19 protein-coding genes are annotated in these 19,170 nt (G+C 72.4%); 8 read left to right on the plus strand and 11 right to left on the minus strand.

The window, feature by feature from the left end:
• Positions 1 to 107: 107 nt before the first annotated feature.
• On the minus strand, positions 108 to 575 hold the full coding sequence (gene soxR / locus ACRQ4C_RS01845; RefSeq protein ID WP_439689862.1) for a redox-sensitive transcriptional activator SoxR: 468 nt from the start codon (positions 573 to 575) through the stop codon (positions 108 to 110).
• Between the two features lie 114 nt (positions 576 to 689).
• Here soxR and ACRQ4C_RS01850 point away from each other — a divergent pair, with 114 nt between their 5' ends.
• On the plus strand, positions 690 to 878 hold the full coding sequence (locus ACRQ4C_RS01850) for a hypothetical protein (protein ID WP_439689863.1): 189 nt from the start codon (positions 690 to 692) through the stop codon (positions 876 to 878).
• Positions 879 to 885: 7 nt separating this feature from the next.
• Here ACRQ4C_RS01850 and ACRQ4C_RS01855 read toward each other — a convergent pair whose 3' ends face one another.
• Positions 886 to 1,914, minus strand: coding sequence for an aldo/keto reductase (locus tag ACRQ4C_RS01855; protein WP_290133109.1), 1,029 nt, complete (start codon positions 1,912 to 1,914; stop codon positions 886 to 888).
• A gap of 248 nt (positions 1,915 to 2,162) precedes the next feature.
• On the opposite strand from ACRQ4C_RS01855, the gene ACRQ4C_RS01860 reads away from it, so the two are divergent.
• The gene (locus ACRQ4C_RS01860) at positions 2,163 to 3,380 is read left to right on the plus strand and encodes an MFS transporter (protein WP_439689864.1); all 1,218 of its coding nucleotides are present in this window, start codon (positions 2,163 to 2,165) and stop codon (positions 3,378 to 3,380) included.
• 263 nt (positions 3,381 to 3,643) lie between these two features.
• Here ACRQ4C_RS01860 and mnhG read toward each other — a convergent pair whose 3' ends face one another.
• The 7 genes from mnhG to ACRQ4C_RS01895 form a co-directional block, all read right to left on the minus strand.
• Entirely contained in the window at positions 3,644 to 3,997 is a 354-nt protein-coding gene (mnhG, locus tag ACRQ4C_RS01865) for a monovalent cation/H(+) antiporter subunit G (RefSeq protein ID WP_439689865.1), read from the minus strand.
• The gene (locus ACRQ4C_RS01870) at positions 3,994 to 4,335 is read right to left on the minus strand and encodes a sodium:proton antiporter (RefSeq protein ID WP_290133106.1); all 342 of its coding nucleotides are present in this window, start codon (positions 4,333 to 4,335) and stop codon (positions 3,994 to 3,996) included. The genes mnhG and ACRQ4C_RS01870 overlap by 4 nt, the downstream gene beginning before the upstream one ends.
• Positions 4,332 to 4,913, minus strand: a complete 582-nt coding sequence (locus ACRQ4C_RS01875) for a Na+/H+ antiporter subunit E (protein WP_439689866.1) — start codon at positions 4,911 to 4,913, stop codon at positions 4,332 to 4,334. The genes ACRQ4C_RS01870 and ACRQ4C_RS01875 overlap by 4 nt, the downstream gene beginning before the upstream one ends.
• Positions 4,910 to 6,601 carry a Na+/H+ antiporter subunit D gene (locus tag ACRQ4C_RS01880; protein WP_439689867.1) on the minus strand — a complete coding sequence of 564 codons (1,692 nt, stop codon included), beginning with the start codon at positions 6,599 to 6,601 and terminating at the stop codon, positions 4,910 to 4,912. The genes ACRQ4C_RS01875 and ACRQ4C_RS01880 overlap by 4 nt, the downstream gene beginning before the upstream one ends.
• On the minus strand, positions 6,598 to 7,035 hold the full coding sequence (locus ACRQ4C_RS01885; RefSeq protein WP_354670486.1) for a Na(+)/H(+) antiporter subunit C: 438 nt from the start codon (positions 7,033 to 7,035) through the stop codon (positions 6,598 to 6,600). Before ACRQ4C_RS01885 ends, ACRQ4C_RS01880 begins: the two co-directional genes overlap by 4 nt.
• Entirely contained in the window at positions 7,032 to 9,959 is a 2,928-nt protein-coding gene (locus ACRQ4C_RS01890; protein ID WP_439689868.1) for a Na+/H+ antiporter subunit A, read from the minus strand. The genes ACRQ4C_RS01885 and ACRQ4C_RS01890 overlap by 4 nt, the downstream gene beginning before the upstream one ends.
• Before the next feature lie 155 nt (positions 9,960 to 10,114).
• Positions 10,115 to 10,876, minus strand: a complete 762-nt coding sequence (locus ACRQ4C_RS01895; protein ID WP_439689869.1) for an SDR family NAD(P)-dependent oxidoreductase — start codon at positions 10,874 to 10,876, stop codon at positions 10,115 to 10,117.
• Positions 10,877 to 10,919: 43 nt separating this feature from the next.
• On the opposite strand from ACRQ4C_RS01895, the gene ACRQ4C_RS01900 reads away from it, so the two are divergent.
• From ACRQ4C_RS01900 to ACRQ4C_RS01920, 5 genes are all read left to right on the plus strand, one after another.
• Positions 10,920 to 11,642 (plus strand): SDR family oxidoreductase, encoded by a 723-nt coding sequence (locus tag ACRQ4C_RS01900; RefSeq protein WP_439689870.1) that lies wholly within the window; start codon positions 10,920 to 10,922, stop codon positions 11,640 to 11,642.
• The gene (locus ACRQ4C_RS01905) at positions 11,639 to 12,280 is read left to right on the plus strand and encodes a FadR/GntR family transcriptional regulator (protein ID WP_439689871.1); all 642 of its coding nucleotides are present in this window, start codon (positions 11,639 to 11,641) and stop codon (positions 12,278 to 12,280) included. Before ACRQ4C_RS01900 ends, ACRQ4C_RS01905 begins: the two co-directional genes overlap by 4 nt.
• A gap of 48 nt (positions 12,281 to 12,328) precedes the next feature.
• Positions 12,329 to 13,225 (plus strand): SMP-30/gluconolactonase/LRE family protein, encoded by an 897-nt coding sequence (locus ACRQ4C_RS01910; protein WP_439689872.1) that lies wholly within the window; start codon positions 12,329 to 12,331, stop codon positions 13,223 to 13,225.
• A gap of 7 nt (positions 13,226 to 13,232) precedes the next feature.
• A complete protein-coding gene (gene rlmC / locus ACRQ4C_RS01915; protein WP_439689873.1) occupies positions 13,233 to 14,384 on the plus strand; it encodes a 23S rRNA (uracil(747)-C(5))-methyltransferase RlmC in 1,152 nt (383 codons plus the stop codon).
• 302 nt (positions 14,385 to 14,686) lie between these two features.
• Positions 14,687 to 15,370, plus strand: coding sequence for a transglycosylase family protein (locus tag ACRQ4C_RS01920; protein WP_439689874.1), 684 nt, complete (start codon positions 14,687 to 14,689; stop codon positions 15,368 to 15,370).
• Positions 15,371 to 15,433: 63 nt separating this feature from the next.
• On the opposite strand, the gene ACRQ4C_RS01925 is transcribed toward ACRQ4C_RS01920, so the two are convergent.
• Positions 15,434 to 16,477 (minus strand): LCP family protein, encoded by a 1,044-nt coding sequence (locus tag ACRQ4C_RS01925; protein WP_439689875.1) that lies wholly within the window; start codon positions 16,475 to 16,477, stop codon positions 15,434 to 15,436.
• A gap of 70 nt (positions 16,478 to 16,547) precedes the next feature.
• A complete protein-coding gene (locus ACRQ4C_RS01930; RefSeq protein WP_439689876.1) occupies positions 16,548 to 16,949 on the minus strand; it encodes a MarR family winged helix-turn-helix transcriptional regulator in 402 nt (133 codons plus the stop codon).
• 70 nt (positions 16,950 to 17,019) lie between these two features.
• Here ACRQ4C_RS01930 and ACRQ4C_RS01935 point away from each other — a divergent pair, with 70 nt between their 5' ends.
• Positions 17,020 to 19,161, plus strand: coding sequence for an MMPL family transporter (locus tag ACRQ4C_RS01935; protein ID WP_439689877.1), 2,142 nt, complete (start codon positions 17,020 to 17,022; stop codon positions 19,159 to 19,161).
• Positions 19,162 to 19,170: the final 9 nt, after the last annotated feature.

Here is a 19,170-nt window from a genome sequence, read left to right on the forward strand (position 1 = left end):
GTCGATCGACGCGCGGGACGTCGGAACGCGCGCATTTCGTGAGCTCGCACTCGCACTCGCACTCGCACCCGCACCCGCACCCGCACCCGCACCGAACCCCGCGTGCGTCAGTCCTCGATCGGGAGCAGGCGCCGGGCGCCCGCGCCGTCCGCCCCCATCGCGTCGCCCGGGTTCATCACCAGGCAGGCGTTCAGTGAGACGCACCCGCAGCCGATGCACTGCGTCATCTCGTCCTGCAGTCGCTCGAGTTCGAGCTGACGGGCCCGCAGTCGCGCGCGCCACCGCTCGTTCAGCCGCGCCCAGTCCCGGAGCGACGGCATCCGGTCGCTCGGCAACGTCTCGAACTGCTCGGCGACCTCGCTGAGCGGGATACCCAGCCGCTTCGCGACCTGGATGATCGCGATCCGGCGTTCGACGTGCCGCGGGTAGAGCCGTGTGCCGCCGGTCGTGCGCTCGGGGTGGATCAGGCCCTTCCGCTCGTAGAAGTGCAGGGCCGAGGCTGCGACACCGGTCCGGCGGACGACCTCCCCGATCGAGAGCAGGTCGGTCGGCTTCGGCGTCGGGATCTCCACCATGGTGAAGATCGTACGCACACACCCGGTTCCCATCGCACCTGACATTGCATCAGACCGGCAACATGTTGGACATCAGAACGCCGACGCAGGGTCGGCGGCAACCTGAAGACGACCATGACTGTTCTCTCGCAGCAGGACATCGCCCGCCCCGTCTCCTCGAACTGGCCCGCACCGACCGGCAACCCGGCTCTGGATGCGGTGCTCTCCGGCCTCGAGCTGTTCGCCGCTGCTCTGCCCCACGCCCTCGCGGTGCCCGTGATGGTCGCGCACGAAGCGCTCTGCACCCTCACCCAGCACCGCTGACGGCGGGTCACCGCACGAGCGTCCGGCCCCGCAGTCGCTCCCGGGACAGCGCCGGCAGCGCGATCCCGGTGTCCTGCTCGAGCACGTGTGTGCCCGGCGGAACCTCGAGGTCGACCGCGTCCAACAGGTCATCGTCCAGCGCCACCTCCGACGCCTGGAGGAACGCGTCCAGGTGAGAGGACGTCCGCGGCCCGACGACCACGCTCGACACGTCCGGGTGGGTCAGCACGAAACCGACGGAGAGCTCGAACAGCGTCAGCCCGGCCTCGTCCGCGATCCGCCCCAACCGGTCCACGACCGCGAGCTTGCGGCGGTTCCCCGGCGACTCGACAGCGTAGGCGTCCGGGTCAGCCGCCGCTCGTGGGGACACCGGCTGGCCGCCCCCCTCCCGGTAGGCCCCCGCGAGCCACCCTCCTGCGAGCGGTGCGCCCGCGAACACCCCGAGCCCGAACCGCCGTGCGACGGGCAAGACCGTCCGTTCGGCGGTCCGGGCGAGCAACGAGTAGGGCACGTGGGTGGCTGTCGCGCTCTTGCCCCCCGAACGCAGCCATTGCGCCTCGACGAGCTCCTCCGCGGGGAACCCCGGGATGCCGAACGCCCGGATCCGTCCGAGCGCCACGAGGTCCGCCAGTGCGTCGAGCGTCTCGTCGAGGGAGGTCGCCGGGTCCGGTCGTGCGGGCTGGTAGAGGTCGATGACGTCGACGCCCAGTCGGTCGAGGCTGCGTTCCACCGCGCGGAACATCCACCGGCGTCCGTTGCCGCGGTGCGCCGGGTCCGCATCGACCGGGTCCCCGAACCGTACGGACACGAAGACGTCGTCACGCCGACCCGCGAGGGCCGCCCCGACCGCCTCCTCGGCCAGACCGGCACCGTCGGCGTCGGACACGTCGACCGCGGTGACCCCGCGCTCGAGCGCCTCGTGCACGAGTGCGGCCGCGGCGCCGAGGTCGCGTGCCGCGACCCCGGCCAGTGCGCGGGTGCCGAGCGTCAACGCGCTGACGGGAGCCCCCGTCCGTCCGGTGCGTCGCTGTTCCATGCGCGACACGATAGGTGGCCTGCCGGGCACCGCGACCGCCGGTGACGCAGGGTTACCGCCCGTCGGCCGGGAGGCCCGTCGCGGCGCCGACCCGTGCCTCCCGGCCGACAGGCGGTACCCTCGACAGCGCAAGCAGAACACGCAGTGTGTATCTACCGGCCGTCGGCCGCCCCACGGGGCCCGACGGACAGCGGCGGCACCCGATGGGCCCGCCCCCCTGTCCGGCCGGGCCGAGAAGGCACACCCCCATGCTCCAAGCACGACCCACCTCCCTGATCGGCCACGCCGGCCGGTGGTACTTCCCGATCGCGTTCATCGCGCGGCTCCCGTTCGCGATGATGGTCGTCGGCGTCCTGACGCTCGTCGTCGCCGCCCGCGACTCGGTGGCGCTCGGCGGCATCAACTCCGCGTCCGTCGGCATCGGCTCGGCGGTCTTCGGCCCGATGGTCGGGGCGGCGGCCGACCGCTTCGGCCAGCGACGCGTCCTCGTCCCGGTCGGCATCGTCAACGGCGTCCTGCTCGGGGCGCTCCCGTTCGTGGTGTCGAGCGCGGCGCCGGACCTCGCCGTCCTCGCGATGTCCTTCCTGATCGGTGCGTCCGCGCCGCAGGTCGCCCCGATGTCCCGCACGCGACTCGTCGCGATCATCCGGCAGCGGATGGCGGCGGACCGGCACGAGAAGGTCCTCAGCGGCACCATGGCGTACGAGTCCGCCGCCGACGAGACCGTGTTCATCATCGGCCCGTTCCTCGTCGGGGTGCTCGCGAGCGCGATCGCGCCGTGGGTCGCCGTCGCGGGGGCCTCGGTGCTCACCTTCGTGTTCGTGACCGCGTTCGCGCTCCACCCGACCGGGAAGCTCGCCGTCGCCGCGTCCGGTCCGGTCGCCCAGGCGCCGGCACGGGAGCTGCTGCGGCCGCGTCTCGTCGTCGTGGTGCTCGGCATCCTCGGCATCGGTCTGTTCTTCGGCGCGACGCTGACCTCGTTGACGGCGTTCATGGAGTCGCACGGCGGAGCCTCCCGCGCGGGGCTCCTCTACGGCGTGATGGGCATCGGGTCGGCCGGGCTCGCGCTCGGGTCCGCGGCGTTCCCGCGGCGGTTCGGCCTCGGGTGGCGCTGGCTCGTGTTCGGGGCGGTGCTGCTCGCCGGCGCGGTCGCGTTCGCGCAGGCGGACTCCGTCGCCGCGGTGGCGATCGTGCTCGGCGTGATGGGGATCGGCATCGGGCCGACGCTCGTGACGCAGTACTCGCTCGGGTCGGACCGTTCCCCGGTCGGGCGCTCGGCGACGACCATGACGATCCTCGGCTCGGCGGTCATCGTCGGGCAGTCGCTGGCCTCGGCGGTGACCGGTGAGGTCGCCGAACGGTCGGGGGCAGCGGGCGCGATGGTGCTGCCCGCTGTAGCGGCGGCCGTGGTGGTGGTCGCGGCGGTGGCGAACCTCGTGCTGTCGCGGGCCCGGCGCCCGGCCTGACCCGCCGAGCGCCACCGGGCTCCTCGGGGTCCGGCGTCGGGAGCCGTGAGGTCCGGCGCTGCCGCTGCCGGACGACAGGCCCGTCGACGTACGACAGCGGCGATGTCGTCCGTTGCGGACGCGGCCAGTGCGCGCGTGCAGCGAGCGACACGTCCGTTGTCGTACGACAGCGGCGGTGTCGTTCAGAGACGGACGGGACCGTCCGCGGACGCCCGACATCCGGCACCCGCCTTGCCACGCCCGACGCCCCCGCGCCGTCAGGGCTACTCGGTGTCGTCGTGCAGCAGCGCGTCGTGGCGGTAGTCGCCCGACCGGAGTCCGGCCCGCGCGATCATGTGCGTCGACACCGGCACCAGGAACAGCTGGAACACCATGATCGGCAGGACCACCCAGAACGCCGTCCACGTCCACACCGCCACGACGACCGCCGCGAGCGCGAACGCCAGCCCGAGGACCTGCGGCTTCGCCATGGCGTGGAGCCGGACGAGCGGGTCGGGGAACCGGACGATGCCGACCGCGGCTCCGAGGGACAGCACGGAACCGACGAGCAGCAGCCCGACGGCGATCCACGCGCGGACGCCGGCGCCGTCGACGAAGCCCTCGATCAGTTCGATCACGGTGTCTCCTCCTCGATGGCGTGCTCCGGGGTGGTGACGTCGGACCCCTCGTCGGACGGGTCGGACGACGGCGTGACCGCCCGCGCCACGGCGATCGTCGCGAACACGCTCGTCGCCGCGATGACCACGAGCACGGGGACGGCGGTGAGGTCGCGCCGGAGCACCATGGCCGCGGCGATGACGAGCAGGACGGTCGTCAGCACCATGTCCGACCCGATCATCCGATCGAGGATCGTCGGCCCGCGCACGATGCGTCCGACCGCGAGCGCCAGCGTGACGCCGAGCAGGAGCAGGACGAGGGCGATGCACACCGCCATGACGGCCACCGCGGCGCTCACCGGACCACCTCCGGCAGGGGTTCGGACAGCTCCGAGACGTCCTGCCTCGAACCGAGTGCCCGGATGACCATCGCCTCGATCCGGAGCGCGGTCCGCCGTTCGGCATCGACCTGCTCGAGCCGCTCGGTGTCGAGCACGTGCAGCAGGATCCTGCGGTGTCGGAGGTCGACGTCGGCGACGTACGACCCCGGCACGAGCGAGATCGCGATGGTCGCGAGGGTGAAGGTCATCTCGGACGTCGTGTGCAGCTGCACGAGCACGATCGAGCTGCGCCGCACCCCGCGCGGTCGGAACGCCGCCCAGGCGACCCGGAACGATGCCGCGACGACGAACCCGCTCCACACCACGAGGAACCGGAGCGCCGACGGGACGGAGAACCGCGCCGACAGCGGGACCGGCGGCAGGGGCAGCAACTGGGTCACGAGGAGCGCCACCACCAGGCCGCAGAGCAGCGTGAGCGCAGTCCACGATCCCCAGAGGAGCGCCCACAGCACGGTCAGCCCGGCGACGAGCGGGACGTCGTAGCGCCAGGCGACGGCGATCCGCCGCGCGTTCGTGATCCGTCGGGTGTCGCTCACCGGTCACCCCCGAGCACGGCCTGCACGTAGCGGTCCGGTGACTCGAGCGACTCGGCCGCGCGGGTCGCGTAGCCGTACAGGGGTCCGGCGACGACGGTCAGGGCGACCGACCCGAGGACCGCGACGGTGGTCACACCGACGAGCATGCGGGGGAGGCGGACGCGTCCTGGCGCCTCGCCTGCGGTGGCCGTGGAACCTGTCGCCGGACGGGAGGCGGTGCTCACGTGCGGTGCGTCGGTGACGGTCACCGAGCCTCCCGGGTGGTACGCCTGACCGCTGTCCTCGGACACCGTCAGCGGCGCCGGTTCCGGCGACCGCAGGTGCGCGTGCGGCTCCGCCGTGCTCGCGTGCGGCGCGGCCGGCTCGGCGGCCGGTTTGGGCCGCCAGAAGGCGGCGTCCCAGACGCGCATGAGCGCGTAGAGGGTCAGGAGGCTCGTGACGACCCCGGCGGCGATCGTCGCGTACGCGAGGGGGGAGCCGTCCTCCGCGGCGGCGCGGAACAGGCCGAGCTTGCCGATGAACCCGGAGAACGGGGGGATGCCGCCGAGGTTGAACGCCGGCACGAGGTACAGGGCCGCCAGCAGCGGAGCGGCCTTGAGGAGCCCGCCGAGGGACCGTGTCGAGGTCGTCCCGCCGACGCGTTCCATGAGTCCCGAGACCAGGAACAGCGTGGTCTGCACGACGATGTGGTGGACCGTGTAGAACACCGCCGCTGCCGTGCCGACGACCGAGCCGAGCCCGATGCCCATCACCATGAAGCCGATGTGGCTGATGAGCGTGAAGGACAGCAGCCGTTTCACGTCCGTCTGCGACACCGCGCCGAGCACCCCGACCACCATCGTGAGGATCGCCACCACGAGCAGCACCGTGTTGAGCTGCGGCCTCGGGAAGATGATCGTCTCGAGGCGGATGATCGCGTAGATGCCGACCTTGGTGAGCAGACCGGCGAAGACGGCGGTGACCGGTGCCGGGGCGGTCGGGTACGAGTCGGGCAGCCAGAACGCCAGCGGGAACACGGCGGCCTTGATGCCGAACCCGATGAGCAGCATCGTGTGGAGCAGGAGCTGCACGTGCTCGGGCAGGTCGGCGACGCGCTCGGAGATCTGGGCGATGTTCACCGTGCCGGTCGCCCCGTACACGAGCCCGATGGCGGCGAGGAAGATCGCGGACGCGATGAGGCTCGTCACGATGTACGTCGTGCCGGCGCGGACCCGCTGCTCGCTGCCGCCGACGGTGATGAGCACGTACGAGGCCACGAGCAGCATCTCGAACGCGACGTAGAGGTTGAAGAGGTCGCCGGCGATGAAGGAGTCGAGCACACCGGCCGCGAGCACGAGGTACGTCGGGTAGAAGATCGTGACCGGGGCGTCCTCGTCGTCGTCGGCGAGCCCCTGCCCGATCGAGAAGAGCAGGACGAGCAGGAGCACGCTCGCGCTCACGGTGAGCAGCAGCGCGCTCAACCGGTCGACGACGAGCGAGATGCCGTACGGCGCCTGCCACCCCCCGACCTGGACCACGATCGTGCCGTGCCGGTCGACCAGCACCATGAGCGTCGCGGCGACCACCACGGCGACGACGAGCACACCGACCGTGATCGCCCGCTGCGTCTTCTGGTGGCGGACGAGACCGAGTGCCGCCGCCGCACCGAGCAGCGGGACGAGCACGAGGAGGGGGACGAGCCAGGTCATCGAGTGTGCTCCTCCTGCTGGGCGGCCTCTGGGTCGGTGTCGAGCTCGGGGTCCTCGTCGCCGGGGTCCGCGTCGGCGTCGTCGTCGCGTTCCCGACCGATGGCGACGTCGGCCTCGTCGACCTCGACCTCGTCCGCGCGCGAGAGCTTCCAGGAGCGGTGGATCAGCGCGAGGAGGAACGCGCTCACGGCGAAGGTGATGACGATCGCGGTGAGGGCGAACGCCTGCGGGAGCGGGTCGGTGATGCCCTCGGCGGACTTGCCGATCGGTGGCTTGCCAGCGGCACCGGACATCACGAGCAGGAGCAGGTTGAGGGCGTTGCCGAGGAGCAGGAACCCGAGGAGCATCCGCGTGAGCGAGCGTTCGAGCAGCAGGTACACGCCGCACGAGAACAGCACCGCCATGGCGATGACGAGGACCAGGGTGACGGTCACGTGGCACTCCCTTCCGGGGTGGCGGCGGCGGCGTTGTGGGCGGGGTCGGACTCGGTCGTGTCGGCGATGGGCGCGCGGGAGTCCTCGAGGCGCTGTCGGTCGACCTCGGCGCCGAGGCTGCGGAGGACGTCGAGCACGAGTCCGACGACCACGAGGTAGACGCCGATGTCGAAGACCGTCGCCGTGACGAACTCCACGTGCCCGAGCACCGGGACGGTGGCCTCGACGAACTCCGAGTACAGGGCTTCCCGGCCGAAGAACAGCGGCACGAGCGCCGTGACGGCCGCGGTCGCGACACCGAGCCCGAGCAGGCGACCCGCGCGCACCGGAGCTGCTGCGCCGAGTTCGGCCGGGCCACCGGCGAGGTACCTGGCGGCGAGCGCGATGCCGGCGACGAGGCCCCCGGCGAACCCACCGCCCGCGGCGTTGTGCCCGGCGAAGAGCAGGTACACCGACAGCACGATGAGGCCGTGGAAGAGGAGTCGGACGACCACGTCGAGGAGCGCCGAGCGACCGGTCGGGATCGCGGCGCTCGTCGGCAGCCAGGCGCGGGGTTCACCGTCGGGGCGGTGCTTGTCGCTCGTGATGCTCGACGGGAGGTCACGGAGCCGCGGCAGCGTGTCCTCGCGCGAGTTCACGAAGATGAGGCTCGCGACGCCCGTGGCGGCGGCGACGACGACGGTCAGTTCGCCGAGCGTGTCCCACCCGCGCAGGTCGACGAGGGCGACGTTCACCACGTTGAGCCCGTGCCCGAACGAGCTCGTCAGCGCAGGGAGGTCGGGCCAGAGCGGCTCGGCGGTGCGGGAGGACGCGGCGACGACGACCACGATCGCGAGGGTGAGTCCGGCCAGCCCGGCGAAGAGCGCGCGCACGATGCGGAAGCGCGAGGGGTTCGCCGTCGCGATCCGCGGGGGCAGGCGACGCAGGACGAGGACGAACGCGATGAGCGTCACCGTCTCGACCACGAGCTGCGTGAGTGCGAGGTCGATCGCGCCGTGCAGCACGAAGAGGACCGACATGCCGTACCCGGTGACCCCGACGAGGACCGCGGCGGCGAAGCGGGTCTTCGCGGTGAGCACGGCGATCGCGGCGATGCCCATCACGACGACGACGGGGACCTGCCCCCACGAGTCCGCGAACCGGACCGAGAACGCCCACGGTCCGCCGAGGACGAGGTTCAGGATCGCCCCGGCGACGAACACCGAGAGGATGACCGTCAGGTAGTAGGGGAGCGAACCGCGCTGGAGTGCGGCGGTCAGCCCGGTCGCGGCCCGGTCGAGTCCGCGCATCACCTGGCGGTAGGTGCCGGCGGCGCTCGGAGCGCCGGCGAGACGGTGCTGCAGCGCCTCGACCGGGCGGCGAACGAGGAAGAGCGCGACACCGCCGACGAGCGTGATCGCGGAGATGCCGAGCGCCGGCTCGAGACCGTGCCAGAGGGCGAGGTGCGGGACCGGCGCGGCGCCGATCGACGCGGCGCTCGCGGCCGGTTCGATGCCCTTCGCCACGAGCGGGGTGAGGACACCGAGCACGAGGCCCGCGATGCCCAGCACGGACGGCACGACGCCGAGGCCGTGCAGGCCGTGCGGCGTCGTCTGGGCGACACCGGGCTTGCGGGCGAACGCGCCCCAGACGAAGCGCAGCGAGTACGCCATCGTGAGCACCGAACCGACGGTGACGCCGACGAGGGCGAACCACGCCCAGGCGCTGCTGTCGCCGTGCAGCGCCTCGACGAAGCCGGTCAGCACGGCTTCCTTCGCGACGAAGCCGATCGTCGGGGGGAGCCCGGCCATCGAGGCGAGCGCGAGGACCGTGACGACCAGGAGCCAGGGCATCCGGCGTCCGAGGCCGCTCAGACGGGTGAGGTCACGCGTGCCGGCCGCGTGGTCGATCGCCCCGACGACGAGGAACAGGGTCGACTTGAACGTCGCGTGCGCCACGAGGAGCGCCACCCCGCCGAGGGCGATCGCCGGCTCCCCCCAGCCCACGGCGAGGACGAGGAACCCGAGCTGGGCGACCGTTCCGTACGCGAGCAACAGCTTGAGGTCGGTCTGCCGGAGCGCGCGGTAGCCGCCGACCACCATGCCGAGGACGCCGAGGACCGTGACGGTCTCCCGCCAGCCGTCGACGAGCGCGAACGCCGGGGCGAGTCGCGCGACGAGGTAGATGCCGGCCTTCACCATCGCGGCGGCGTGGAGGTAGGCGCTCACCGGGGTCGGCGCGGCCATCGCGGCGGGCAGCCAGAAGTGGAAGGGGACGATCGCGGACTTCGTCAGGGCGCCGAGCAGCACGAGCGCCACGGCCACCGGGACGAGTGCGCCGCCGGACGCCGCGAGCGCGGGACCGTCCTCGACGATCGCGCTGAGCGAGGTGGTGCCGGCGCGGACGGAGAGCAGGACGAGCCCGGCGAGCATCGCCAGCCCGCCGGCCGTGGTCACGACGAGCGCCTGCATCGCGGCGGCCCGGCTCGCCCGCTTCACGGCGTCGTGACCGATGAGCAGGTACGAGAAGACGGTCGTGGCCTCCCACAGGACGAACAGCACGATGACGTCGTCGGCGACCACGAGCCCGTACATCGAGCCGGCGAAGGCTGTCAGCACGCCCGCGAAGCGCCCGAGACCGACCTCGCGCTCCTCGAAGTACGACGCGCAGTAGACGAGCACGAGGGTCCCGACCACGGTCACGACGAGCGCCAGCACCCACGAGAGGGCGTCGACCCGGAGACCGACGGCGAGGTCGAGCTGCGGCACCCAGGTGAACCGCTCCCGGACCCCGGGGCCGAGGGCGCGGGGCGTCTGGGCGATCGTCAGGACCGCGGCGGCCGCCGGCGCGAGGGCGGCGACGAGGAACACGCGGCGCCCGAGCCAGGGCGTGAGTGCCGGCACGATGAGGGCGAGTGCCGTGAACGCGACGAGGACGGTGACCATGGGGCACCTCCTCGGGGTCGGGCTGCAGTCCGGCTCACTGGATGCTCCCAGCTTACGAAGCGTCGGATGGGCAGAACCTGTGTGCCCGGACAGCGTTGGTGGTCGCCCGCGCGACCACGGGTCCACTCTGCTCGTGTCCCGGTAGCGTCGTCCGGTCAGCGACCGTGCGCCCGCGCGGGGATCTGCGTCGCGAGCTTGCCCCCGGACACGTCGACGAGCGTCCCGGTGATGTACCCGGCCGCGTCGCTCGCGAGGAACACGAGCAGGTCGGCCACGTCGTCGGGCGTCTCCCACCGCCGGAGCGAGAGCGTGTCGAGCAGCCGGTCCTGCTGCTCGGGCGGCATCTCGGCGAACCCGTTCATGGCAGTCGGCACCATCCCCGGCGCGTACGCGTTCACGGTGATGCCCCACGGCCCGAGCTCGGACGCGAGCACCCGGGTGAACTGCACCACGGCCGCCTTCGACGCCGCGTAGGCAGCGCTCCCGACGCTCGGCACGATCGCCGCGAACGACGCCGCGTTCACGATCCGACCGCGGCCGGCGGCGCGCATGACCGGCGCGACCGCCTGGCTCACGAGGAAGGTCCCACCGACGTTCACCTCCATGCAGCGCCGCCACGCGTCCCAGTCGAGGTCGGCGACGAGTCCCTCGACGTTGATGCCCGCGTTGTTGACGAGCACGTCGATCGTCCCGTGTCGCTCAAGGACGGTGTCGACCGCCGTCCGCACGGAGTCCGGGTCGGTGACGTCGCACACCACCCGGTCGACGTCGGGACCGGGACCCGCGGCCGGGTCGAACGCGAGGTCGAGCGCGACCACGCGGCACCCCTCGGCGGCGAAGCGTGCGGCGATCACGGCGCCGATGCCGCGCGCGGCTCCGGTCACCACCACCACGCGGTCGGTCAGGTCGAGGTGCATCGTCGCTCCCGTCGTCGGTCCCCAATAGGCATACTATTCACCCATGACGGATGCACGGGTGCTCTGGATCACCGGCGGCGGGAGCGGCATGGGTGCCGCGGTGGCGGTGCAGGCCGCGAGCGACGGGTGGACGGTGGTGCTCAGCGGCCGCAGGGTCGAGCGGCTGGACGCCGTGGCCGAGCAAGTCCGCGCAGCCGGCGGCAGCGCCGACGTGCTGCCGCTCGACACCGCCGACGTCGAGGCGGTCGCGACCGCTCGGGACACGCTGCTCACCCGCCACGGCCGGCTCGACGGGCTCGTCCTCGCTGCCGGCCTGAACGCCCCCGAACGTCGCTGGGACGACCAGTCCATGGCCGACTTCCGGGCGATCGTCGACACGAACCTGACCGGCGTGGTCGCCGCCGTGGATGCCGCACTCCCGTCGCTCCGCCTGGCCGGCGGCACGGTGGTCGTGGTGTCCTCGTACGCCGGGTGGTCCTTCCAACCCGGTGCGGGCGTCGCGTACTCGGCGTCGAAGACCGCCCTCGCCTCCGTCGTCCGGACGCTCAACCAGCAGGGCGCCGAGCACGGCGTCCGTGCGACGCACCTCTGCCCGGGCGACGTCGCGACGGACTTCCTCGACCGTCGTCCCGTCGTCCCGGACGCCGCTGCCCGCGCGGTGATGCTCCAGCCGGAGGACGTCGCGCGCGCCGTCGCCTTCGTGCTCGAGGCGCCCGCACACGTGCGGGTCGACGAGCTCGTCATCAGTCCGGTCGCACAGCGGTGATCTACGACCGGGTCCTCGACGACCTCGGGTCGGCCGTCGTGCACGGCGCCTTCGGCACCGATCCGGTGAGCATCGACGACCTCGTGGTCCGGACCGGCGCGAGCCGCAGCATCGTCCGCGAGGCGGTCCGCGTCCTCGTCGGCGTCGGGCTCCTCCGGGCGCGGCGGCGGGTCGGCGTCGTCGCGCTCCCCGCGGCCGAGTGGGACGTGCTCGACCCACGCGTGGTCGGGTGGCGGCTCACCGGACCGGACCGGCAGGTGGCCCTCCACGAACTCCGCGCGCTCCGCCGCGCCGTCGAACCGGCCGCGGCAGCGGCTGCGGCGTCCGCGACCGGTGACGCCGACGGCCTGGAGGCACTGCTCGCCTCCGCCGACCGTCTCGCCGCCGCCGCCGGTCCAGACGACGCCGCCACGTTCCTCCAGGCCGACCGCGACCTGCACCGACGCGTGCTGGACCGGTCCGGCAACGCGCTCTTCCGGCGCCTGCACGGCGTCGTCGAGCGCGCGCTCGACGAGCGCGTCGGGATCGGACCCGACGCGCACGACGTCCGCCTGCACGGCGCGCTCGCGCGCGCCGTCGCGGACGGCGACCCGGCCGCCGCCCGGGCCGCGATGCAGGAGATCGTCGACCGGACGTGACCCACGGCCGGTGCGATGCTGGCCGTACGACCAACGCGAAGGAGCGTCATGGAGTTCACCGAGCTCGTCCCCGACCCGTCCGCCGTCGAGCGGATCGCCACCGGGAGCACCTGGGCCGAGGGGCCGTGCTGGGTCCCCGCGACCAGGACCCTCCGGTGGTCGGACATCCCCGGCGACCGCATCCTGCAGTGGCACGCGGACACCGGCGAGGCCGGCACGTACGCCGAGGCCGTCGAGTTCACGAACGGGCGGTTCCTCGACCGCGACGGCTCGGTCGTGCAGTGCTCGCACGGCCTCCGGCGGGTCGAACGGGACCGTGACGGCGAGGTGACCGTGGTCGTCGACGGGTGGAACGGCGGCCGGCTCAACTCCCCGAACGACGTCGTGGTCGCATCCGACGGCGCAGTGTGGTTCACGGACCCCGCGTACGGCATCACCCAGCCGCGCGAGGGACACCCCGGCGTCCGCGAGTACGGCGATCACTGGGTGTTCCGGTGCGGACCGGACGGGGCCGACCTCCGACCGGTCGTCACCGACGCCGACGAACCGAACGGCCTCGCGTTCTCGCCGGACGAGCGGGTGCTCTACGTCGCGAGCTCCTCGGGTGCGCTCCCGGTCATCCGGGCGTACGACGTGGACGTCGACGACGTCGGCGTCCGCGTGAAGAACGGGCGCGAGTTCGCACGGCTCGGCGCCGACGAGGGCATCCCGGACGGCATCCGCGTGGACGAGCACGGGAACGTGTGGTCGTCGTCGCACCGGGGTGTCGTCGTGTTCGACCCGGCGGGCGAGCGGCTCGGCGAGGTCCCGGTGCCCGAGGTCGTCTCGAACCTCTGCTTCGGCGGGGACGACGGCACCGAGCTGTTCTGCACTGCGACCACGTCGGTGTACCGGCTCCGGACCGGGACGCGGGACGCCCGACAGGGGGCGTACGCCGTATCCTGAGCCGGCCATGCAGTGCGACTACTTCGACCGCGGGGTGTGCCGATCGTGCACGCTCATGGGCCAGCCCTACGCCGACCAGGTCCTCGACAAGGAGATCCGGACGCGGGAGCTGCTGCACGACGCGGTCGAGGCGGCCGGGGGTCCGTCGGCCGTCGACTGGCTTCCGGCCGTCACCAGCCCGGAGTCGGCCTACCGGAACAAGGCGAAGATGGTCGTCGGCGGATCCGTGCAGCGCCCCACGGTCGGGATCCTCGATCACCGGCAGCGCGGGGTGGACCTGCGGCACTGCGGCATCTGCACGCCCGGCATCCAGCGGGCGCTGCCGATCCTGGCGCAGTTCATCGAGGACGCCCGGCTGATCCCGTACGACGTCGCGACCCGTCGGGGTGAGCTCAAGTTCGTGCTCGTCACGGAGTCACCCGACGGCGAGCTCATGGTCCGGTTCGTGCTGCGCTCCGAGGGGCAGCTGCCCCGGCTCCGCGAGCACCTCGGCGCGCTCCGGTCGGTGCTGCCGGAGGCCGTGGTCGTCACGGCGAACCTGCTCCCCGAACACAAGGCGGTCACTGAGGGCGACCGGGAGATCGTGCTGACCGACCAGGAGACGCTGCCGATGCGGATGGGTGCCGTCACGATGCACCTCCGCCCGCAGAGCTTCTTCCAGACGAACACCACCGTCGCCACGCAGCTCTACGCCCAGGCGACGACGTGGATCGACGAGGTGGACCCCGCGTCGATGTGGGACCTGTACTGCGGCGTCGGCGGCTTCGCCCTCCACGCGGCCCGGCCGGGGCGTGCGGTGACGGGCATCGAGACCAGCCGTGAGGCCGTCCGGTCCGCGGGGCAGTCCGCACGCGAGGCGGGTCTCTCGGACGTCCGGTTCGCCGCCGACGACGCCACCGAGCACGCCCTCCGTGCCCGACCGGACACCGTGCCGGATCTCGTCGTCGTGAACCCGCCGCGACGCGGGATCGGGGCGACGCTGTCCGAGTGGCTCGAGCAGTCGACCGTCGAGCACGTCGTGTACTCGAGCTGCAACCCCGTCACCCTCGCGAAGGACCTCGCACGCATGGCGTCGTTCCGGCTCGACCGGGTCCGGGTGCTCGACATGTTCCCGCAGACCGGCCACCTCGAAGCGGTGACGCTGCTCTCGCGGTGGTGAGGGGTGCCTCCAGGCCGGTTTTCCCAGGGAATTGCCAAGGGAACATCTTGGGGTACATGGTGATCTGCGCTACGGCGGCGATCGCCGCGTACAGGAAGACGCCCGGGGGACACAGCACCACTGGGTAGAACCGTTTGTCTCGGTTTGATAACGGTGCGGAGTTTCCTATGGTGGCCCACCGAGGTGCCACCGGCGCGAGACCACTGCCCCCGGTGGCGCACCCCACAACGTGACCGCGGACGGTCGGGGTGGGCAGTGGACAGCCGGATCCTCCCGGCGCGTGACCCCGGTGGAGCAATCACATGAAGAAGCTTTCCCGTACCCGCACCATCGTCGGTGGCCTCGCCTTCGCAGGCATCGCCGCGACGGGTGTCGGCCTCGCGGCGGCGCCCGCGAACGCAGCGTCCGGTTCGACCTGGGACGCGCTCGCACAGTGCGAGTCCGGCGGCAACTGGGCCATCAACACCGGCAACGGCTACTACGGCGGGCTGCAGTTCACCCTCGGCACGTGGCAGGCCAACGGCGGCTCCGGCAACCCGGCCTCGGCGAGCCGTTCGGCGCAGATCGCCGTCGCCGAGCGCGTCCTCGCCTCGCAGGGTTGGGGTGCATGGCCGGCGTGCTCGGCCAAGCTCGGCCTGAGCGGCACCACCGGCGCGGCCCCGCAGGCCGCGGCGCCGGCGCCCGCTCCGCAGCAGAGCACCACGCAGGCGGCTCCGCAGCAGGCGGCGCCGCAGCAGGCCGCCCCGCAGCAGGCGGCGCCGCAGCAGGCTGCCCCGAAGGCCACCGCCCCGGCGGCGTCCAGCAAGCCGGCTCCGGTGAAGACGAGCGGCAAGACCTACAAGATCGCCTCGGGTGACACGCTCGACAAGATCGCGACGAAGCTCGACCTCGAGGGCGGCTGGAAGCAGCTCTGGGCGGCGAACACGTCGACCATCGACGACCCGAACCTCATCTACGCGGGTCAGACCCTGCAGCTCCCGGCCTGATCGCCGTGACTATGTGACGAACCCCCTCGGTCACGACCGAGGGGGTTCGTCGTCCGTCCGGCACTACTGCGGGTTCGCCTCGAGCCAGGTCGCCACGTCGTCGGAGCGCAGCGCCTGCGACAGGGACTGCACGGCGAGGTCGTTCAGCGTGACGTACGACTGATCGTCCGGCGACGTGCCCCCGCCCGCGCTCGGCATCGTGAAGGTGACGAGGTCGGACGAACGAACGTCCCGAAGGGACCACCCGAGACCGGCCAGGGTCCGGAAGTCGAGCCCGGGGTCGACCGAGAGGTGCTCGCTCGTCGCCGACACGAAGTCCTGGATGCGCCCGGGGTTCGTGATCGTCCCCTTCGACAGCACGCCGTCGACGACGCCGCGCATGAACGCCTGCTGGTTGCGGACGCGGGTGTGGTCGCCGTCGGCGAAGGCGTGTCGCTCGCGCACGAAGGTCAGGGCTGCATCGCCGTCGAGGCGGTTCGGGCCCGCGGAGAAGTGCGTGCCCGCTCGCGCCGTGAAGTCGGACGGCGATCGCACGGTGACGCCGCCGAGTGCGTTCGTCATGTCGCGGAACCCGGCGAAGTCGATCTCGGCGACGTGGTCGATGCGGGTGTCGAGCAACTGCTCCACGGTCTGCACGACGAGCGGCACGCCACCCCAGCTGTACGCGGCGTTGATCTTCGCCCTGCCGCGCCCCGGGACCTCGACCCACGAGTCGCGCATGATCGACATCAGGTACACGGCGTCCCGGTCCGCCGGGACGTGCGCGAGCATCAGGGCGTCGGAACGGCCGCCGGCCGCGCGGTCGCCGTCCGGGTCGTCCTGCGCGCGCGAGTCCGACCCGATCAGGAGGATGTTCTGCGCTCCGTCGGTCGCCGCGGGACGCGGACCCGACGGGAAGGCGTCCGGGAGCGTCGTCGTCCTGTCGTCGAACGACCGCGCGAGGCCCCCGACGAAGAGGCTCGCGGTGACAGCGATCACCGTGGCGACGCCCAGGAGCGAGCCGAGCGTCGCGATGAGCGCGACGAGGAACGGGCGCTTACGGCGCGCCGATCGATGGGCGACCGCGACGGCGTCGGCGGCGGTACGGGCGGCACGGCGTTCGGACATGCGGGCTCCTGCTCGACAGGTCGGCCCTGACGCCGACCTGGCCAGCGTACCGCATGCGGTATTCCAGATGCTAGGGTGCGCGCTCGATGATGGCGGCGAGTGCCTGACGCAGGCGCTCGTCCTCGGGGAGGACCTCGCGCTCGACGTGCTTCGCCGTGTCCCAGGCCGCCCGCCCGGCGTCGGTGACCGTCACGACCCGACGCCGACGGTCGTCAGGGTGGGGTGACCGCTCGACGAGTCCGTCCCGCTCGAGCCGTTCGAGCGTGCGCGACATCGTCTGTGGCTGCACCCGTGCGACCCGGGCGATCGTGTCCGCTCCGGTCGGCCCGGTGCGGATGAGGATGTCGATCGCGATGAGCCCGGCGTGCGGGAGCCCGATCTCGCGGAGGCGCTCGTCCCAGTCGCGTTCGACCCGTCGGGCGGCCGCGGCCAGCAGGCGACCCATGGGCCAGGCTGCGGGCTCGTCGTGCATGGATGCAGTCTACGGAGGCCGCATCGACACCAGATGATCAGCATGCTGACGATCCGTGTACGCTCGCACCGTGTCCCGCTTGCTCCGCATCGTGCTCCCCGCCGTCGTCATCGTCGCCTGGCTCGCCGTCGCCTCCGTCGGCGGACCGTACTTCGGCAAGATCGCCGACGTCTCGACGAACGACCAGACCTCGTTCCTGCCGGCATCGGCGGACGCCACGAAGGTGCAGGAGCGTGCCGCCGAGTTCCGGCAGGCGTCCGGGGCACCGGCGATCGTCGTGCTCGAGCGCGACGGTGGACTGACCCGGTCAGACCGCACCGCCGCCGCGCAGCTCGCCGACAGGCTTGGTGACCGCGGCGACGTGCAGGGCGTGAGTCCTGTGATCCCGAGCGAGGACGGCGACGCCCTCGAGATCGTCGCGACGCTCACGCAGTCCGCGGAGACCGGTGACGCGGTCGAGGCGATCCGCGCGGACGTCGACGACGCCCTCCCGTCCGGGTTGCGCGGGTACGTCACGGGACCGGCCGGGTTCACCGCCGACCTGACCGAGGCGTTCGCCGGCATCGACGGGCTCCTGCTCGGTGTGGCGCTGGCCGCGGTGTTCGTGATCCTCATCGTCGTGTACCGGTCGCCGCTCCTGCCCGTGCTCGTCCTCGGCACGGCGTCGTTCGCGCTCTGTGCCTCGATCCTCGTCGTGTACTGGCTCGCGAAGGCCGACGTCGTGACCGTCAACGGCCAGGTGCAGGGCATCCTCTCGATCCTGGTCATCGGCGCCGCGACCGACTACGCGCTGCTGTACACCGCGCGCTACCGCGAGGCACTCCGAGACCACCGGACCGGATGGGGTGCGACGAAGGCGGCCCTGCGCGGGAGTCTGGAACCGATCCTCGCGTCGGGTGGCACGGTCATCGTGGGCGTCCTCTGCCTGCTCTTCTCCGACCTCAACTCGAACAAGGCGCTCGGCCCGGTGGCGGCGATCGGCATCGCGTTCAGCCTGCTCGCGGCGCTCACGCTCCTCCCCGCGCTGCTGCTCGCCTTCCGGCGCGCGGCCTTCTGGCCGCTCCGGCCGGCGCACGGGTCCGCCCACCCCGTCGTGTCGGGTCCGGACGCGAAGGGGCTCTGGGCATCGGTCGGGAGGCTCGTGGCACGTCGGTCGCGGATCGTCTGGGTCGTGTGCACGGTCGGCCTCCTCGCCATGGGGGCGGGGCTGTTCGGCCTGCGTGCCGACGGCGTGCCGCAGAGCGACCTCGTGATCGGGGCGTCGCAGGCCCGCGACGGCCAGGACGTGCTCGCCGACCACTTCCCGGGCGGTTCCGGCAGCCCGGCGCAGGTCATCGGGAGCGCAGCGCGGCAGGACGCGCTGGTGCGGGCGATCTCCGACGTCGACGGCGTGGACGGGGTGACCGCGGCGGCGAAGGACTCGCCGTCCGGCACCGTGCCCGTGAGCGGCGAGCGCGACGGGACGACCGGCGGTGGCGCCGGCGGGAGCTCGGGCGAGCCGACCGTGTCACGCGGGGACGTCCTGCTCGAGGCCACACTCGCCGACCCGGCGGACTCAGCGGCCGCCGAGCAGACGGTCCGCGACCTCCGGACCGCCGTCGAGCGGGTCGACCCGGACGCGATCGTCGGCGGGGTCACGGCGACGGCCCTCGACACGAACGACACGGGCATCCGCGACCGCTCGGTCATCATCCCGATCGTCCTCGTCGTGATCCTCCTCATCCTCATGCTCCTGCTGCGGAGCATCGTCGCGCCGCTGATCCTCATCGGCAGCGTGATCGTCTCGTTCGCGGCCGCGCTCGGCGTCGGTGCTCTCGTCTTCGACCACGTGTTCCACTTCCCCGGCGCCGACCCGAGCGTGCCGCTGTACTCGTTCGTGTTCCTCGTGGCGCTCGGCGTCGACTACAACATCTTCCTGATGACCCGGGTCCGGGAGGAGGCCCTGCTGCACGGCCCGCGCGAGGGCGTGCTGCGGGGCCTCGGCGTCACCGGTGGCGTGATCACCTCCGCCGGCATCGTCCTCGCGGCGACCTTCGCGGCGCTCGGCGTCATCCCGATCCTGTTCCTGGCGCAGATCGCGTTCGTCGTCGCGTTCGGCGTGCTGCTCGACACCGTGGTGGTCCGGTCCCTGCTCGTCCCGGCCCTGACGTACGAGCTCGGACGGCGGGCATGGTGGCCGTCGCGCCTCTCGCGCGCTGCCCATCACATGTGACACGCTGGG

This window comes from Curtobacterium sp. SP.BCp, assembly GCF_051903255.1.
Classification (GTDB): domain Bacteria; phylum Actinomycetota; class Actinomycetes; order Actinomycetales; family Microbacteriaceae; genus Curtobacterium.

Excerpts from the sequence above, each read along its gene's own strand:
- ACRQ4C_RS01855 (WP_290133109.1), bottom strand. The coding sequence starts at position 1,914 with ATGGAACAGCGACGCACCGGACGGACGGGGGCTCCCGTCAGCGCGTTG.
- rlmC (WP_439689873.1), top strand. The coding sequence starts at position 13,233 with ATGCAGTGCGACTACTTCGACCGCGGGGTGTGCCGATCGTGCACGCTC.
- ACRQ4C_RS01910 (WP_439689872.1), top strand. The coding sequence starts at position 12,329 with ATGGAGTTCACCGAGCTCGTCCCCGACCCGTCCGCCGTCGAGCGGATC.
- ACRQ4C_RS01920 (WP_439689874.1), top strand. The coding sequence starts at position 14,687 with ATGAAGAAGCTTTCCCGTACCCGCACCATCGTCGGTGGCCTCGCCTTC.
- ACRQ4C_RS01860 (WP_439689864.1), top strand. The coding sequence starts at position 2,163 with ATGCTCCAAGCACGACCCACCTCCCTGATCGGCCACGCCGGCCGGTGG.
- soxR (WP_439689862.1), bottom strand. The coding sequence starts at position 575 with ATGGTGGAGATCCCGACGCCGAAGCCGACCGACCTGCTCTCGATCGGG.
- ACRQ4C_RS01890 (WP_439689868.1), bottom strand. The coding sequence starts at position 9,959 with ATGGTCACCGTCCTCGTCGCGTTCACGGCACTCGCCCTCATCGTGCCG.
- ACRQ4C_RS01900 (WP_439689870.1), top strand. The coding sequence starts at position 10,920 with ATGACGGATGCACGGGTGCTCTGGATCACCGGCGGCGGGAGCGGCATG.
- ACRQ4C_RS01880 (WP_439689867.1), bottom strand. The coding sequence starts at position 6,601 with ATGACCTGGCTCGTCCCCCTCCTCGTGCTCGTCCCGCTGCTCGGTGCG.
- ACRQ4C_RS01925 (WP_439689875.1), bottom strand. The coding sequence starts at position 16,477 with ATGTCCGAACGCCGTGCCGCCCGTACCGCCGCCGACGCCGTCGCGGTC.
- ACRQ4C_RS01850 (WP_439689863.1), top strand. The coding sequence starts at position 690 with ATGACTGTTCTCTCGCAGCAGGACATCGCCCGCCCCGTCTCCTCGAAC.
- ACRQ4C_RS01895 (WP_439689869.1), bottom strand. The coding sequence starts at position 10,876 with ATGCACCTCGACCTGACCGACCGCGTGGTGGTGGTGACCGGAGCCGCG.
- ACRQ4C_RS01930 (WP_439689876.1), bottom strand. The coding sequence starts at position 16,949 with ATGCACGACGAGCCCGCAGCCTGGCCCATGGGTCGCCTGCTGGCCGCG.